15 protein-coding genes and 2 other annotated features are annotated in these 14,458 nt (G+C 36.7%); of the genes, 14 read left to right on the forward strand and 1 reads right to left on the reverse strand.

The genetic code is table 11. The features are described 5' to 3' along the window. Nucleotides 1–889: 889 nt before the first annotated feature. The 13 genes from AC1DFT_RS06885 (at nucleotide 890) to AC1DFT_RS06945 (ending at nucleotide 13,457) form a co-directional block, all read left to right on the forward strand. On the forward strand, nucleotides 890–1,912 hold the full coding sequence (locus AC1DFT_RS06885; protein ID WP_477918459.1) for a glyceraldehyde-3-phosphate dehydrogenase: 1,023 nt from the start codon (nucleotides 890–892) through the stop codon (nucleotides 1,910–1,912). A 207-nt stretch (nucleotides 1,913–2,119) separates the two neighbouring features. Then, the gene (gene speD / locus AC1DFT_RS06890) at nucleotides 2,120–2,503 is read left to right on the forward strand and encodes an adenosylmethionine decarboxylase (RefSeq protein ID WP_477918460.1); all 384 of its coding nucleotides are present in this window, start codon (nucleotides 2,120–2,122) and stop codon (nucleotides 2,501–2,503) included. Nucleotides 2,504–2,878: 375 nt separating this feature from the next. Then, nucleotides 2,879–3,343: a transcriptional regulator NrdR gene (gene nrdR, locus AC1DFT_RS06895; RefSeq protein WP_477918461.1), complete on the forward strand. Its 465-nt coding sequence runs from the start codon at nucleotides 2,879–2,881 to the stop codon at nucleotides 3,341–3,343. Nucleotides 3,344–3,370: 27 nt separating this feature from the next. Continuing rightward, nucleotides 3,371–4,726: a replication initiation and membrane attachment family protein gene (locus tag AC1DFT_RS06900; protein WP_477918462.1), complete on the forward strand. Its 1,356-nt coding sequence runs from the start codon at nucleotides 3,371–3,373 to the stop codon at nucleotides 4,724–4,726. A gap of 9 nt (nucleotides 4,727–4,735) precedes the next feature. Next, nucleotides 4,736–5,677 carry a primosomal protein DnaI gene (gene dnaI / locus AC1DFT_RS06905; protein WP_477918463.1) on the forward strand — a complete coding sequence of 314 codons (942 nt, stop codon included), beginning with the start codon at nucleotides 4,736–4,738 and terminating at the stop codon, nucleotides 5,675–5,677. 206 nt (nucleotides 5,678–5,883) lie between these two features. Next, a complete protein-coding gene (locus tag AC1DFT_RS06910) occupies nucleotides 5,884–6,969 on the forward strand; it encodes a Fe(3+) ABC transporter substrate-binding protein (RefSeq protein WP_477918464.1) in 1,086 nt (361 codons plus the stop codon). 71 nt (nucleotides 6,970–7,040) lie between these two features. Beyond that, nucleotides 7,041–8,672: an ABC transporter permease gene (locus tag AC1DFT_RS06915; RefSeq protein ID WP_477918465.1), complete on the forward strand. Its 1,632-nt coding sequence runs from the start codon at nucleotides 7,041–7,043 to the stop codon at nucleotides 8,670–8,672. A 1-nt stretch (nucleotide 8,673) separates the two neighbouring features. Continuing rightward, nucleotides 8,674–9,381, forward strand: coding sequence for an ABC transporter ATP-binding protein (locus AC1DFT_RS06920; protein WP_477918466.1), 708 nt, complete (start codon nucleotides 8,674–8,676; stop codon nucleotides 9,379–9,381). 69 nt (nucleotides 9,382–9,450) lie between these two features. After that, nucleotides 9,451–9,679, forward strand: a binding site (T-box leader). Nucleotides 9,680–9,733: 54 nt separating this feature from the next. Continuing rightward, nucleotides 9,734–11,659, forward strand: coding sequence for a threonine--tRNA ligase (thrS, locus tag AC1DFT_RS06925; protein WP_477918467.1), 1,926 nt, complete (start codon nucleotides 9,734–9,736; stop codon nucleotides 11,657–11,659). 67 nt (nucleotides 11,660–11,726) lie between these two features. After that, nucleotides 11,727–11,875 (forward strand) — a sequence feature (ribosomal protein L20 leader region). A gap of 38 nt (nucleotides 11,876–11,913) precedes the next feature. Beyond that, a complete protein-coding gene (gene infC / locus AC1DFT_RS06930) occupies nucleotides 11,914–12,477 on the forward strand; it encodes a translation initiation factor IF-3 (protein WP_221887547.1) in 564 nt (187 codons plus the stop codon). A gap of 30 nt (nucleotides 12,478–12,507) precedes the next feature. Further along, the gene (rpmI, locus tag AC1DFT_RS06935) at nucleotides 12,508–12,708 is read left to right on the forward strand and encodes a 50S ribosomal protein L35 (RefSeq protein ID WP_053588661.1); all 201 of its coding nucleotides are present in this window, start codon (nucleotides 12,508–12,510) and stop codon (nucleotides 12,706–12,708) included. 43 nt (nucleotides 12,709–12,751) lie between these two features. Continuing rightward, entirely contained in the window at nucleotides 12,752–13,111 is a 360-nt protein-coding gene (gene rplT, locus AC1DFT_RS06940; RefSeq protein ID WP_142609353.1) for a 50S ribosomal protein L20, read from the forward strand. 61 nt (nucleotides 13,112–13,172) lie between these two features. Then, a complete protein-coding gene (locus tag AC1DFT_RS06945) occupies nucleotides 13,173–13,457 on the forward strand; it encodes a DUF1294 domain-containing protein (protein WP_477918468.1) in 285 nt (94 codons plus the stop codon). Between the two features lie 16 nt (nucleotides 13,458–13,473). Here the strand turns inward: AC1DFT_RS06945 and AC1DFT_RS06950 are convergent, their stop codons facing one another. After that, complete coding sequence (locus AC1DFT_RS06950; protein ID WP_477918469.1) at nucleotides 13,474–13,860, reverse strand: sigma-w pathway protein ysdB; 387 nt, start codon at nucleotides 13,858–13,860, stop codon at nucleotides 13,474–13,476. 93 nt (nucleotides 13,861–13,953) lie between these two features. Between AC1DFT_RS06950 and AC1DFT_RS06955 the strand changes: the two genes are divergently transcribed. Next, nucleotides 13,954–14,439, forward strand: coding sequence for a dUTP diphosphatase (locus tag AC1DFT_RS06955; RefSeq protein ID WP_477918470.1), 486 nt, complete (start codon nucleotides 13,954–13,956; stop codon nucleotides 14,437–14,439). Nucleotides 14,440–14,458 lie beyond the last annotated feature (19 nt).

A 14,458-nucleotide genomic window follows, 5' to 3' on the forward strand; every position in this document is an offset into this window, starting at 1 on the left:
GGGTGAGTGGGTGAGTGATGAGCCTTCACCGCCRCTTGCGCGTACGTTGTGAAGTCTCATCTTACTCAGGCAGAGGAACAAAGGCTAAGAACGCCACATCGTGTGGCAACGCCTTCGTGACCAACATCGTGTTGGCCTCCACTGGAGTCGCCGCCTGTAGCGAAAATCAATGGAAATGGCTAAATTATTGAGATCCCATATTAACAATAAATGGTTGAACGAGACAATATCCACTGCGAACGCGACAATCTTGCCTTTGAACACGACAAACTAGTCGAGTGGATGCCGGCCAGGCGTGTTCGACGGGCTTTAAGACATATAATTCCTATAATATATCGGAATTATAATTGTCTCACATCAAGTAAAGAGCCATTTTGAGAATTGGTTGCTTTCACGAGTAATTTGGTTGCTCTCGTGCTGATTTAGTTGCTTTCTTAGTATAACTGGTTGCTCCCAGTCATCGGTTGGTTGCCCTAATCCATTTACTGGATGCATGCAATGGAAAAACTGGTTAAAATTTTGTTTTTTCAACTGGTATGCACAGATAAGTCTGTAGTTTCCATTAATTTCAGCTTAATCCCATGGAAAGCGTCCGACCTGCAGCGAAAATCCCAGCGGATACCTCATTCAACTCACTACGTCGCAGTTTCCCTAATATGTGTGTCATTCCATTCATTGTTCCCGTCCCCATTTGCTAAATCGGACCAGAAACAGACACCTTAGCACTTTTGTTTGTGTTCGTACAATCCAACTTGCGAACACGGCATACAACCACATAGTAAATAAAAAAATCTTTCTTTAAACAGGGGCTACATGATTGAGATAATGTGTTATACTAATTACAAGTTGTAAAATATAAAGTATCACACAGTTACAGGAGGATTTTCACATGACAGCTTCAATTGCAATAAATGGTTTTGGACGTATTGGACGAATGGTATTTCGCCAAGCGATTGTACAGGAAGAATTAAACGTTGTGGCAATTAATGCAAGGTATCCTTTAGAAACATTAGCACATTTAATCAAATATGACTCAACACATGGTACTTTTTCTGGAGAAGTAACGATAGAAGAAAATGCGCTTGTTGTAAATGGCAAACGAGTACAAATCGTGAATGATCGTGATCCAGCGAATTTACCTTGGAAAGAGTTGAATGTCGATATCGTAATCGAGTCAACGGGGAAATTTAATGATGGACATAAAGCAAGTGCTCATTTAGCAGCTGGAGCGAAAAAAGTAATCATCACTGCTCCTGCTAAAAACGAAGATGCAACGATCGTGATGGGTGTAAATGAGGAAAAATTAGATTTAGCAAAGCACCATATAATATCTAATGCAAGTTGTACAACAAATTGTTTAGCACCAGTTGCAAAAGTATTAAATGACACATTTGGAATTGAAAATGGGTTAATGACGACGGTTCACGCATATACAAATGATCAAAACAATTTAGATAATCCGCATAAGGATTTGAGACGCGCTCGTTCATGTGGGCAATCTATTATTCCAACTTCTACAGGTGCAGCAAAAGCGCTTACATTAGTGTTGCCAGAATTGGAAGGCAAAATTCACGGGATGGCACTTCGTGTACCTACTCCGAATGTATCTTTAGTTGATTTAGTCGTAGATTTACAAAGAGATGTTACGGTTGAAGAAGTAAATGCAGCATTTATCCAAGCTTCTGAGGGGGCTATGGAAGGAGTTTTAGGGTTTACGACTGAGCCCTTAGTTTCTATTGATTTTAATACATCTACTCTTTCCTCAACTGTCGATGGATTAACTACTATGGTTATTGGTGATCGTAAAGTAAAGGTACTTGCTTGGTATGATAACGAGTGGGGTTATTCTGCACGTGTAGTTGATCTGACGAAAAAAGTAGCGTCTGGTCTTAAAGTAGTTTCAAGTTTATAAGAACAAAATTCTCTTTCTAAATTTTTTTAGAAAGAGAATTTTTTATTTGTTGCTTATTTTATCGATACGTCATATAATGATAATCGTGTACTTCACGTACATGGACTACTTAAAGGGTTAGGACCTCTTTGGACTAACTTTCCCCCGTGGTAGTCAACTTTGATTGTTATTTTCTAAACTAAAACTTATCAAAGGGGGAAACGGACATTGGAAACAATGGGACGTCACATTATTGCAGAACTATGGGAATGCGATTTCGACAAACTTAACGATATGCAATTTATCGAGCAAACATTTGTTGATGCTGCATTGAAATCTGGTGCAGAAGTCAGAGAAGTTGCATTTCACAAATTTGCACCACAAGGTGTAAGTGGAGTCGTTATAATTTCCGAATCACATTTAACGATTCACAGCTTTCCAGAGCATGGTTATGCGAGCATTGATGTGTATACATGTGGTGATTTAGATCCATCAATTGCAGCTAGCTATATTGCAGATGCTCTTAATGCTGGAATACGCGAAACGATTGAAATGCCTCGTGGTATGGGTCCAGTTAATGTACCTAAGTCACGCATGACAGTTCAAGCGTAATAACTTAGCCAAGATGACTTAGCAGAGGAAGCGATTCCTCTGCTTTTTCGACTTTAACTTGCTTCACAAGGGAGCCCAAGCTCCCTTGTGAAGCAAGTTAAAGCCTCCGGCGGATGTCACAAATTTTGTAAKGTGTCGAGGAAGGCAGTCTAAGTTCGCGACTTCCTGCTCCTGCGCAAAGCTCGTCGCAAAAGAACTTTTGTCGCAACGACTGCAATGTCTTTCTGCGACGAGTAACCGCAGGAGCATGACCTACATCCTGTAGACCTCGAACGCAATTCAAAATTTGGACGCAATTACGCCAAGTCGTAATTGATGAGAGAATATTGTTATAATAGATATACAAATTCATGTAAGGAATTAGGTGAAACTAATATGAGATGTCCAACCTGTCAATATAATGGTACGAAAGTGGTTGATTCTAGACCGATCGATGATAATAAGGCGATTAGAAGAAGAAGAGAATGCGAAGATTGTGGATTTCGGTTTACAACCTTTGAGAAGGTAGAAGAAACTCCTTTAATCGTTGTGAAAAAAGACGGTTCACGTGAGGAATTTAGTCGCGAGAAAGTACTTCGAGGTCTGATACGTGCATGTGAGAAAAGACCAGTCGCATTAGATCAACTGGAAGATATCGTGTTTTCGATAGAAAAAGAATTGCGAAGAGCGGGAAATTCCGAAGTGAAATCGGAGGAAGTTGGCGAAAAAGTAATGGACAAGCTTGCTGAAGTAGATGAAGTCGCTTACGTTCGATTCGCTTCTGTTTATCGTCAATTTAAAGATATAACTGTTTTTATAGAAGAATTAAAAGAAATAATAAAAAAGAATCCAACATTATAGGTAGCAAGAGAGTAGGTGCAACAGTCCATGTTATATAAGGAGCTTCAGCCAGCAGACATGTATATGATTCGCTTGCCATATTCTTTTTCAGATTATGATCGCCAATTATTAACATTATTTTATCAACCACTAGTTGGTGCAGAAAGCATCAGCCTATACTTAACGTTATGGGCAGATGGAGAAGCAAAAAAGAACGAAGGATTACCCCATTATCAACTAATGAATGTATTAGGTGTTTCCATCGGCAAAATTTTTCATGCGAGAATTGCATTAGAAGCAATTGGATTACTTCGTACTTGGCAAAAGTCAGAGAATGATGGTCGGGTCTTTTATTATGAGTTAACTGCCCCGCTTGATGCAGAGTCTTTTTTAAAGGATCCATTATTATCGATGTTTTTGTTAGGGAAAATTGGGGAAAATGCATATAAACAATTACGCAGCAGATTTATCCAACCTTCGAATTGGCGTGATGGATTTACAGATGTTTCCCGAACGTTTATGGATGTCTTTAAACCCTCATCCAAAACAGGGAATGCTATTTCATATGCAGATGAATTCCAATCTAAACAAAGAATGGATTCTCTTCCTTTTTACTTCGATCAATTTGATTTTGCATTATTACAAGAAGGGTTGTCGGAACAACTTGTACCAAAATCGGCGATGACGATAGAGGCAAAAGAAGTAATTGCAAAACTAGCTTTTTTATACAACCTGCATCCAGTGGAAATGCAAAAAGTAGTTATACTAGCATTAGATGATGAACTTCACCTGTCTGAGGCAAGGTTAAAAAAAGCATGTGCTGATTACTATAAATTAACTGTTTCGAAAACCGCTCCCGCTATTGAGAAAATCGAACAATTAACTAAACCGGAACTTGAAAAGAGCCAGCCCATATCGAAAGAAGAAGAACTTATCCATTATTTAGAAACTACTGCTCCAGTAATTGTATTAAAAGATATCGCGAACGGTAAAGAACCTATTTTAGCAGATGTACAGTTGGCTAATCATTTTGTCACCCATTTTAAAATGCCAATCGGTGTTGTCAATGTGTTGTTGCAATATGTACTACTTCGAACGGATATGAAACTAACGAAAAATTATGCAGAAAAAATTGCTTCCCATTGGATGCGAAAAGACGTGAAAACAGCAAAACAGGCGATGGATCTTGCAAGAAGCGAACATGAACAATATATAAAATGGAAAAGTGAAGGGTCTAAGCAGAAATCTTATTCGAAAAAACCCGTGCGCGAAGAAAAAGTGCCGGATTGGTTTTATAAAAAAGATGGAGAAACAAAGCTATCTGGCAATGAAACAAATGGTATTCAAAATATAGATGAAGAAAGACAAAAACTGTTGGCGGATTTGAATGCATTGAAGAGGTAGGTGGAAAAAATGGAGCGTATAAATGAAACGTTAAAAAGAATGGTACAAACACCGGAATTTTCAACTAGGCTAGATGAAATGAAACAAGAAGTGTTGGAAGATCCAGGTGTACAAAAATTTTTAGAAGAAAATGCATCCGACATATCAAAACGTATCGTAGATCGGGGATTAAGTAAGTTATATGAATATAAATCACAGTCGCATGATTGCGGTTCTTGTGAATCTTTAGAGCAATGCCAGAATTATATGAAAGGCTATGAGCCGAAACTAGTTTTAGAGCGTGGCCTAATTGATTTAGAGTATATTCGTTGTCGCCGAGGAGTTATAGAGGATGAGCGAAGAAAAGTGACATCCATGATTGATAGCATACATATGCCAAAAGAGGTCATGGAAGCACGTCTTAGCAACGTAGACGTGAATGATAATAGTAGAGTAGTTGCCGTTCGGGCTGCTATTGACTTTTTGGAGGAATGGGGTCGAACGAATTCATTACCTAAAAAAGGACTTTATATTCACGGTAAGTTCGGTGTAGGGAAATCCTATTTACTAGGTGCTTTAGCCAATGAATTAGCGAGTAGACATATTCATTCTGTCGTTGTCTACGTTCCTGAATTTTTGCGGGAGATGAAACAATCCATTCAAGATCATTCACTTTCCGAGAAGATAGAGTTCGTCAAAAATGCACCTGTCTTAATGTTAGATGATATTGGGGCAGAAGTTATGTCAAGCTGGACAAGAGATGAAATTTTGGGGACTATTTTGCATTATCGAATGTCGGAACAGCTACCTACATTTATGACGTCCAATTTCAATTATAGTGAGTTAGAACATCATCTATCGGTTACGCAACGAGGAGAAAAAGAAGTAGTGAAAGCTGGACGGATTATGGAACGAATTCGTACACTTACGATTCCAATTTCACTTCAAGGCAAGAATTGGAGAGATTCATAATATTTCTTTCAAACCAAAAATGATAGGAACTATTGGAGAACGAGGATATTTCTTCGTTCTTTTTTCTATTTTATTCTGACTGTTAACTCAAATTTTATAATCGATAATAATTTCTATTGCTTTTAAATTATTATCAATTATAATTATAAATGAAATTGATAATCGTTATCATCTTGAGTTTCAATTATTATTAAGGAGAGAAAAGAATGAGAAAAATAATTAGTTTATTGGTGATGAGCTTATTGCTTATCCTTGCAGCTTGTGGAAATGAGACAAGTGAACCTGCAAAGACAACTAGTACTACAAAAAAAGAGGAATCAGTTACAGAAAGTACAGAGAGTAAAGAAGTCAATTTATATACTAGTCGCCATTATGATGTGGATGATGAGTTATACGCTAACTTTGAAAAAGAAACTGGTATCAAAGTAAATGTAATTAAAGGCGAAGCGGACGAGTTATTAGAACGTATTAAACGTGAAGGAGATGCTACACAAGCAGATCTTCTGTATACAGCGGATGTTGGACGTCTATTTCGCGCAAAAGAAGAGGGAGTTCTACAGTCTGGTTCAAGTGAGCTATTAGACAAACAAATTCCAAAGAAATTTCAAGATAATGATCAAATGTGGTATGGTTTAACGAAACGTGCCCGTGTTATTATATATAATAAAGACAAAGTTAAACCTGAAGAATTATCAACTTATGAAGCATTAACGGAAGACAAATGGAAAGGCCGTGTGCTTATTCGTTCGTCGGAAAACGTATACAACCAATCTTTACTTGCTTCTTTCATTGACATTAATGGGGAAGAAAAAGCAAAAGAATGGGCAGAAGGAATTGTTGCTAATTTAGCTCGTAACCCTGAAGGGGGAGATCGCGACCAAGCAAAAGCGATTGCTGCTGGAATTGGTGATGTTGCTATAATGAATACTTACTATTACGGTCAAATGCTGAATTCAGAAGATCCGGAAGAAGTAAAAGTTGCGGAAGGACTAAGTGTTTTCTTCCCAAACCAAGAAACTACAGGAACGCATGTTAATATTAGTGGAGCAGGAATTGTAAAGCATTCCAAAAATAAAGATAATGCTATTAAGCTTCTAGAGTTTTTGTCAGCTCCAGAAGCACAAGGAACATTTGCAACTGCAAACTTTGAATATCCTGTAAACGTTAATGTTGAGTCTTCAGATCTTCTGAAGTCTTGGGGGGATTTTAAAGAACAAGATATTCAGCTTTCTGTTTTAGGTGACAATAACGCTAAATCTATTATGATTTTCAATGAGGTTGGTTGGAAATAATAAAGAGTACTCCCTTGCTGATATATTCGGCAAGGGGTTTCTTGCTATTATAAACTGAGGTGTTTTCTTCCATGAAGAGGCTTATGCTAAATGTAAATAGCTGGACTGTTTCAGCGACGTGCATAATTATTTTATTATTTTTACCTAATTTAACAATTTTGAAAGGTATTATTACTCCTTCTAATGAAAATTGGGAGCATATGAAAGAATTCGTTTTAAAAGATTACATACAAACATCTGTAATATTAGTAGTTTTTACAGCAATTTTTAGTATTGTAATAGGATTAAGTCTTGCTTGGCTTATTGCGCAATATCAATTTCCATTAAGAAACTTTTTTAAATGGGCATTAATTTTGCCTTTAGCCATACCTCCATTTATTGGAGCATATACATATCACGGAATTGTAAATTATACTGGAGTAATACAAAAGACGCTGCGCAATGAATTTGATATTACAGTTAACCCAGTTTATTTTGATATAATGAACATTCCAGGTGCAATATTTATTTATACGTTATTTTTGTATCCTTATGTTTACACCATTACACGTATTTTTTTATCCAATCAATCTGCTTCATTGATCGAAAGTGCTAAGATTCTTGGGAAAGGACCTTGGCAAATTTTCTTTCAAATAGTAATTCCAATCTCTAGAGTTGCAATCATTGGAGGATCAAGTTTAGTAGTACTTGAAGTTTTGAATGATTACGGTGTTGTAAAATATTTTGGTATTCAAACATTTAGTACGGCAATATTTCAAACATGGTTTGGATTTGGAGATATTGAAACCTCCCTTAAACTTGCCGCTTCATTGATGGGATTTGTTATATTGATTTTAGTTTTCGAAAAGCTACTTAGAGGTAAAAAGCAGTTCAGTTTTGCTTCAACTAAAGTAAAGCCATTACCATTAATAAAGCTAGGAGGATTGAAAGCTTTATTTGCAACTTCCTATGTATTAATTATTTTTAGTTTCGCATTTTTAATACCAGTCGCTCAATTAGTGAGTTGGTTTATATTAACTTTTGGAAAAATTCCTACAGATCAATTTTTCCAGCATATTAAAAACTCGGTTTTTGTAGCTGGGGTTAGTGCCGCAATTATCATATTTTGTGCACTCATTATCGGAAACTTCAGTCGTATAGTCAAAGGGAAGTATGTAAAAATACTGCCTAAGATTACCGTGCTAGGTTATTCAATTCCTGGAGCAGTTATTGCCGTTGCAGTCGTTACTACGTTTGTTGCCTTAGATCGCTTTCTCTCTCCTCTTTATGCAGTTATGAGGATAGATTCAAAGCTTGTACTAAGTGTGAGCATTGTCATGTTAGTTACTGCTTATATCATCCGATTTTTTGCTATTGGTTATAACGCAATAGAATCTGGCTATGATAAAATTGGTAAAGATTTTAGTCACGCATCTCGCATACTTGGGGCTGGCTTAATGAGAACTTTTGTCAAAGTAGACCTTCCAATGATGAAAGGTGCCATAATAAGCGGGTTTATCCTTGTGTTTATTGATATTATGAAAGAAATTCCGTTAACTTTAATATTACGCCCCTTTAACTTTGATACGCTTGCAACAAAAGCTTTTCAATATGCAAGTGATGAAAGAATCATGGAAGCTTCTCAAGCTTCTATATTTATTATTACGATAAGTGCAATTGCAATTTTTGTATTTCATTTTTTACTTGAAAAGGAGCCGAAATAAGATGTTTATAGCAATTAAAAATGTATGCTTTTCTTATTCCAACTCAAAAGAAAATGCAATTGATGAGTTCAGTATGACAATTGAAAAAGGGGAAGTCATTTCTATTTTGGGAAGAAGTGGTAGTGGTAAAAGCTCGATTTTACGTATTCTTGCCGGGTTAGAATTGCMAACTAAAGGTACATTTACGATAGGTGACAATGTATTATTTAGTTCTAATATTTTTGTTCACCCGGAGAAGCGTGGGATTGGTTTAGTTTTTCAAGATTATGCTCTTTTTCCTCATATGACAGTGACCGAGAATATTAGGTTTGGTTTATTTAGATTAAGTAAAAAGGAAAAAGAAAAAAGAATAAAAGAAGTTTTGGAATTAGTAGAACTAACAGGCTTTGAAAAAAGGTACCCGTATCAATTGAGTGGCGGTCAGCAGCAGCGGGTTGCTCTTGCACGGGCACTTGCACCAAAGCCAAATCTTTTACTTTTAGACGAACCTTTTTCTAATTTGGATGCTGAATTACAGTATAAAATTCGAAAAGATTTACGTGATATATTAAAAAAAGCTAATATTACATCGATTTTTGTAACACATGATGAAAATGATGCCCATGCTTTAGCAGACCGAATTGTGAAAATTGATAAAGGGAAAATTGTCAAGATTGGTAGACCTTGTGATATGTTAGGTGTGTCAATCAAACAAGAAGTAACGCGGTAAAAAGTCCGATAAGTAATATTCACTTGCAATTTTTTAAACATACCAGTATACTTTTTTCTATAAGAATAAGTAAATGCGTTGAAGAGGACAACAATCAGTTTGTACGACTTTTTAGAGAGAGAAGCCTTGGCTGTAAGCTTCTTAAGTATCGGCAATCGATTTACCACCTCCGAGCAGTAGTTGTGAATTTCAAGTAGCAATTACCGGTCACCGGCCCGTTAGCCGATGCAGAGCTTCGTCTACATTTTTGTGGTAGACAGAAGAAGGGTGGAACCACGATTTGAACCTCGTCCCTTTTTAGGGATGAGTTTTTTTTGCGTTTTCCAAAATTATTTTACAAGGAGTGTTCAACATGGCCGAAGTTATTAAGTTAAAATTTCCAGATGGAGCAGTAAAGGAATTTCCGATTTCGATAACTACAGAAGAAATTGCACAATCTATTAGTCCTGGATTACGTAAAAAAGCATTAGCAGGTAATCTAAGTGGACAACTAATCGACCTAAAAACACCGATTACAACGGATGGGGAAATAGCGATTATTACGCCAGAATCGGTAGAAGCAATAGAAATTCTTCGTCACAGTTCAGCTCACTTACTTGCACAAGCGATTAAGCGTTTGTTTAAAGATGTGAAACTTGGAATTGGCCCAGTCATCGAAAACGGTTTTTATTATGATATTGATTCACCTGAACCGATTACTGCAGAAGACTTCCCGTTAATCGAAAAAGAAATGAAAAAAATCATTAACGAAAACATCGAAATAGTACGCCACGACGTTTCCCGCGCGGAAGCTTTCGAGAAATTTAAAGAAGACGAATACAAAGTAGAACTTCTAGAAGCTATACCAGAAGGCGAACAAGTATCTATTTACGAGCAAGGTGAATTTTTCGACCTTTGCCGTGGAGTACATGTACCATCTACAGGTAAGTTAAAAGAATTCAAATTACTAAGTATCGCAGGAGCATATTGGCGCGGAAATAGCGACAACAAAATGTTGCAACGTATTTACGGTACTGCTTTCTTCAAAAAAGAAGAGCTTAAGCATCATTTAGATATGCTAGAAGAAGCGAAAGAGCGCGATCATCGTAAAATTGGGAAAGAACTAGCATTGTTTACGAACTCCCAAAAAGTAGGACAAGGTTTACCACTTTGGTTACCAAATGGCGCAACAATTCGCCGTGTGATCGAGCGCTATATCGTAGACAAAGAACTTAAACTTGGCTACAAACACGTATATACACCAGTACTTGGTTCTAAAGAGCTTTATGAAACTTCTGGTCACTGGGATCACTATCAAGATTCTATGTTCCCACCAATGGAAATGGATAATGAGACATTAGTGCTGCGTCCGATGAACTGTCCTCACCATATGATGGTTTTCAAAAATGGCATGCACTCTTACCGTAATCTTCCACTTCGTATTGCAGAACTTGGGACAATGCATCGCTATGAGATGTCAGGTGCTCTTTCAGGTTTACAACGCGTTCGTGGGATGACTTTAAATGATGCGCATCTTTTCGTACGTCCAGACCAAATTAAAGCAGAGTTCCAAAAAGTTGTAGAGCTTATCATTTCTGTTTATAAAGACTTTGACTTAAAAGATTACACATTCCGTTTATCTTATCGTGATCCACAAGATACAGAAAAGTATTTTGACGACGATACAATGTGGGAAAAAGCACAGGCAATGTTAAAAGAAGCAATGGATGAGCTTGGCTTAGATTATTTCGAGGCAGAAGGAGAAGCAGCGTTCTACGGACCGAAATTAGACGTTCAAGTGAAAACAGCAATTGGTAAAGAAGAAACTTTATCTACTGTTCAATTGGACTTCCTATTACCAGAGCGCTTTGACTTAACTTATGTTGGGGAAGATGGTAAGCCACATCGTCCAGTTGTTATTCACCGCGGGGTCGTTTCAACAATGGAACGTTTTGTTGCATTTTTAATCGAAGAATACAAAGGTGCTTTCCCAACTTGGTTAGCTCCAGTTCAAGTAGAAATTATTCCAGTATCAAATGAAGTACATTTCGATTATGCTAAACAAGTGGAAGAGCAATTAGTAGCGGCAGGTTTCCGAGTAGAAATGGATGATCGAGAAGAGAAACTTGGCTATAAAATTCGCGAAGCACAAATGCAAAAAATTCCGTACATGCTCGTTTTAGGTGATAAAGAGTTAGAAGCAGGTAATGTAAACGTACGTAAATATGGAGAACAGCAATCGGAAAGTATTCCATTTGATGCGTTTTTAGCTCGCATCCAAGAAGAAACAAAACATTAATCATAAATACTGTTGACATGTACTAATCTACATGGTATAGTTATTTAGGTTATTGAATACTAGTTTGTGGTATAAGAAGAGGCTGCCCGCTTCTCACCTGTTCGACACATTATGTTGTTGACTGGTAAGCACACGATCGACTGTAATATGTAGACATCTACATGTTCTTATATCGGCGGGCAGACATACATCTTATGTCTGCTCGTTTTTTTATTTGATCGAAAAGGCGTATGTAATTCGTTTCTACGGAATTTATGCCCAAACCATGTATTCGCGACACTATTTGGAGGTGGATTGTTATTAGCAAAGACATGTATGTGAACGATGGCATTCGAGCACGCGAACTACGAGTTATTGATCAAAATGGCGATCAGTTAGGATTGAAAACACGTAACGAAGCACTTGAAATTGCAGGTCGTGTAAATTTGGATCTTGTCCTTGTGGCTCCTCAAGCCAAGCCGCCAGTCGCTCGTATCATGGACTATGGTAAATTCAAATTTGAGCAGCAAAAAAAGGATCGTGAAGTTCGTAAAAATCAAAAGATCATCGTGATGAAAGAGGTTCGTCTGAGCCCAACAATCGATGAACATGATTTCCAAACGAAACTTAAAAACGCGATCAAGTTCCTTGAAAAAGGAGACAAAGTGAAAGCATCTATTCGTTTTAAAGGTCGTGCCATTACTCATAAAGAGATTGGTCAACGCGTTTTAGATAGATTTGCAGAAGCTTGTACGGAAGTATCCACGGTTGAATCTAAACCGAAAATGGATGGCCGTAGTATGTTCTTAGTGCTTGCACCAAAGAACGAAAAACAGTAACAGAGTACAATTGTTTAGGAGGAATTCGACATGCCGAAAATGAAAACTCACCGTGGAGCTGCAAAGCGTTTCAAAAAAACGGGTACAGGAAAATTAAAACATGACCGTGCTTTTGGAAGCCACTTATTCGCTAATAAATCTACTAAAGCTAAACGTAAACTACGTAAAACTAAAGTAGCTTCATCAGGCGATTACAAACGTATCAAAACTTTACTTACTTACATGAAATAATAAGAAATTTAAATCTTGAAAGAATAGCAGGAGGTAATGAATCATGCCACGCGTAAAAAGTACACCAGTAACAAAAAAGCGTCGTAAAAAAGTCTTAAAATTAGCTAAAGGTTATTACGGTTCAAAACATACATTATATAAAGTAGCTAACCAACAGGTTATGAAATCACTAATGTATGCATACCGTGACCGTCGTAACAAAAAACGTGAATTCCGTAAATTATGGATTACACGTATCAATGCGGCAGCACGTCTTAACGGTCTTTCATACAGCCGTTTAATGCACGGATTAAAATTAGCTGAAATCGAAGTAAACCGTAAAATGTTAGCTGATCTAGCTGTGACAGATGCAGCAGCATTTACACAACTTGCAGATGCAGCAAAAAAAGCAATCGCTAAATAATAAACGATAAAAAAGCTGATAGAGATTCTATCAGCTTTTTTTGTACAAGGAGTAGCTAAAGATGACTGAAATTATTCCTATTCTTATATTAATCATGTCTATTATTTCATTTATCGTAATGGGTTATGATAAGTCACAAGCGAAAAAACGCGGACAACGAGTACCGGAGAACATACTATGGACACTTGCCATTTTTGGTGGCGGCATTGGTGCTTATTTAGGTATGCAGCTATTTCGTCACAAAACAAAGCATACAAATTTCCGAGTTGGTTTTTTAATGCTTCTCATTTTATATGCATTTTTACTTTTTTGGTTAGTAAAAGCGAACAACCCTATGATTACATAAGGGGTGTTCGCTATTTTTATGCTTCTTCTTTCATCAGTTGTTCAATGGGGCTTTTCCAATTGATTTTGGCAGAAGGGTAATTCATCCGTATTTCATTTTGTAAAAAACGAAAATCTTCTTTTGTAAACCCTTGTAGCTTGGAAGGGTCTTTTATCCAGACGAAAATAGATACTACTTCAAACGCTTGTTCAGTCGTACCTAAATACTTTTCACCTTCGAATAACGCACCTTTATACGTAACAAAAAAGTTTTTACGGACATTTTTTATATCATCATAAAAATAGTACTGTTCTTTCTCATAGKATTCATCTAATTTCCTTTTTGGATCAAACAAATAACGAAGAATTTTATAAAAAGCATATATGATTATGATAATTATTAGCAATCGAAGTAATAAGATCATTAAAAATGTCCTCCTTGTAAAATACATAGTAATTGCTATACGATAGAAGAGGTAGTTTGGTTTCAAAATAATTTAAAATTATTGGAGGAAATGATGAATTTAACAAAACTTTTTACGATGCAACGTGCTTTAGACGAATACATTCAATCAAACAAACAAGTGGACGAAAATGTTTTTATGAAAAAAGGATTGGCACTTATAGTTGAGCTTGCGGAACTGGCGAACGAAACGAGATGCTTTAAATTTTGGAGTGAGAAGGGACCATCCGAACGAAGTGTTATTTTAGAGGAGTATGTTGATTCTATTCACTTTATATTATCGTTAGGAATAGAAAAGGGATTTCAAGATTTAGAGGAATGGCCTTATAAAACTATCGATGGCGATTTAACTGAACTTTTCATAAGCACAAATGAATCCATTCTAACATTTTTAAATGAACCGACAACAACTCACTACGGAAAAGTGTGGGAAATGTATGGCGCAATCGCTAAAAAACTAGGTTTTAGTAGTGAGGATGTCTTACGGGCGTATATTGCCAAAAATGAAACGAATTATGAACGACAAAAAAATGGTTATTGATTTTGAGTGAAACTTCTTC

Source organism: Psychrobacillus sp. 05T411 (assembly GCF_056396485.1).

Bases quoted from the DNA above. Each gene is read 5' to 3' on its own strand.
- thrS (WP_477918467.1), top strand. From the start codon at position 9,734: ATGGCCGAAGTTATTAAGTTAAAATTTCCAGATGGAGCAGTAAAGGAA.
- rpmI (WP_053588661.1), top strand. From the start codon at position 12,508: ATGCCGAAAATGAAAACTCACCGTGGAGCTGCAAAGCGTTTCAAAAAA.
- AC1DFT_RS06955 (WP_477918470.1), top strand. From the start codon at position 13,954: ATGAATTTAACAAAACTTTTTACGATGCAACGTGCTTTAGACGAATAC.
- infC (WP_221887547.1), top strand. From the start codon at position 11,914: ATGCCCAAACCATGTATTCGCGACACTATTTGGAGGTGGATTGTTATT.
- rplT (WP_142609353.1), top strand. From the start codon at position 12,752: ATGCCACGCGTAAAAAGTACACCAGTAACAAAAAAGCGTCGTAAAAAA.
- AC1DFT_RS06900 (WP_477918462.1), top strand. From the start codon at position 3,371: ATGTTATATAAGGAGCTTCAGCCAGCAGACATGTATATGATTCGCTTG.
- dnaI (WP_477918463.1), top strand. From the start codon at position 4,736: ATGGAGCGTATAAATGAAACGTTAAAAAGAATGGTACAAACACCGGAA.
- AC1DFT_RS06885 (WP_477918459.1), top strand. From the start codon at position 890: ATGACAGCTTCAATTGCAATAAATGGTTTTGGACGTATTGGACGAATG.
- nrdR (WP_477918461.1), top strand. From the start codon at position 2,879: ATGAGATGTCCAACCTGTCAATATAATGGTACGAAAGTGGTTGATTCT.
- AC1DFT_RS06910 (WP_477918464.1), top strand. From the start codon at position 5,884: ATGAGAAAAATAATTAGTTTATTGGTGATGAGCTTATTGCTTATCCTT.
- AC1DFT_RS06915 (WP_477918465.1), top strand. From the start codon at position 7,041: ATGAAGAGGCTTATGCTAAATGTAAATAGCTGGACTGTTTCAGCGACG.
- AC1DFT_RS06945 (WP_477918468.1), top strand. From the start codon at position 13,173: ATGACTGAAATTATTCCTATTCTTATATTAATCATGTCTATTATTTCA.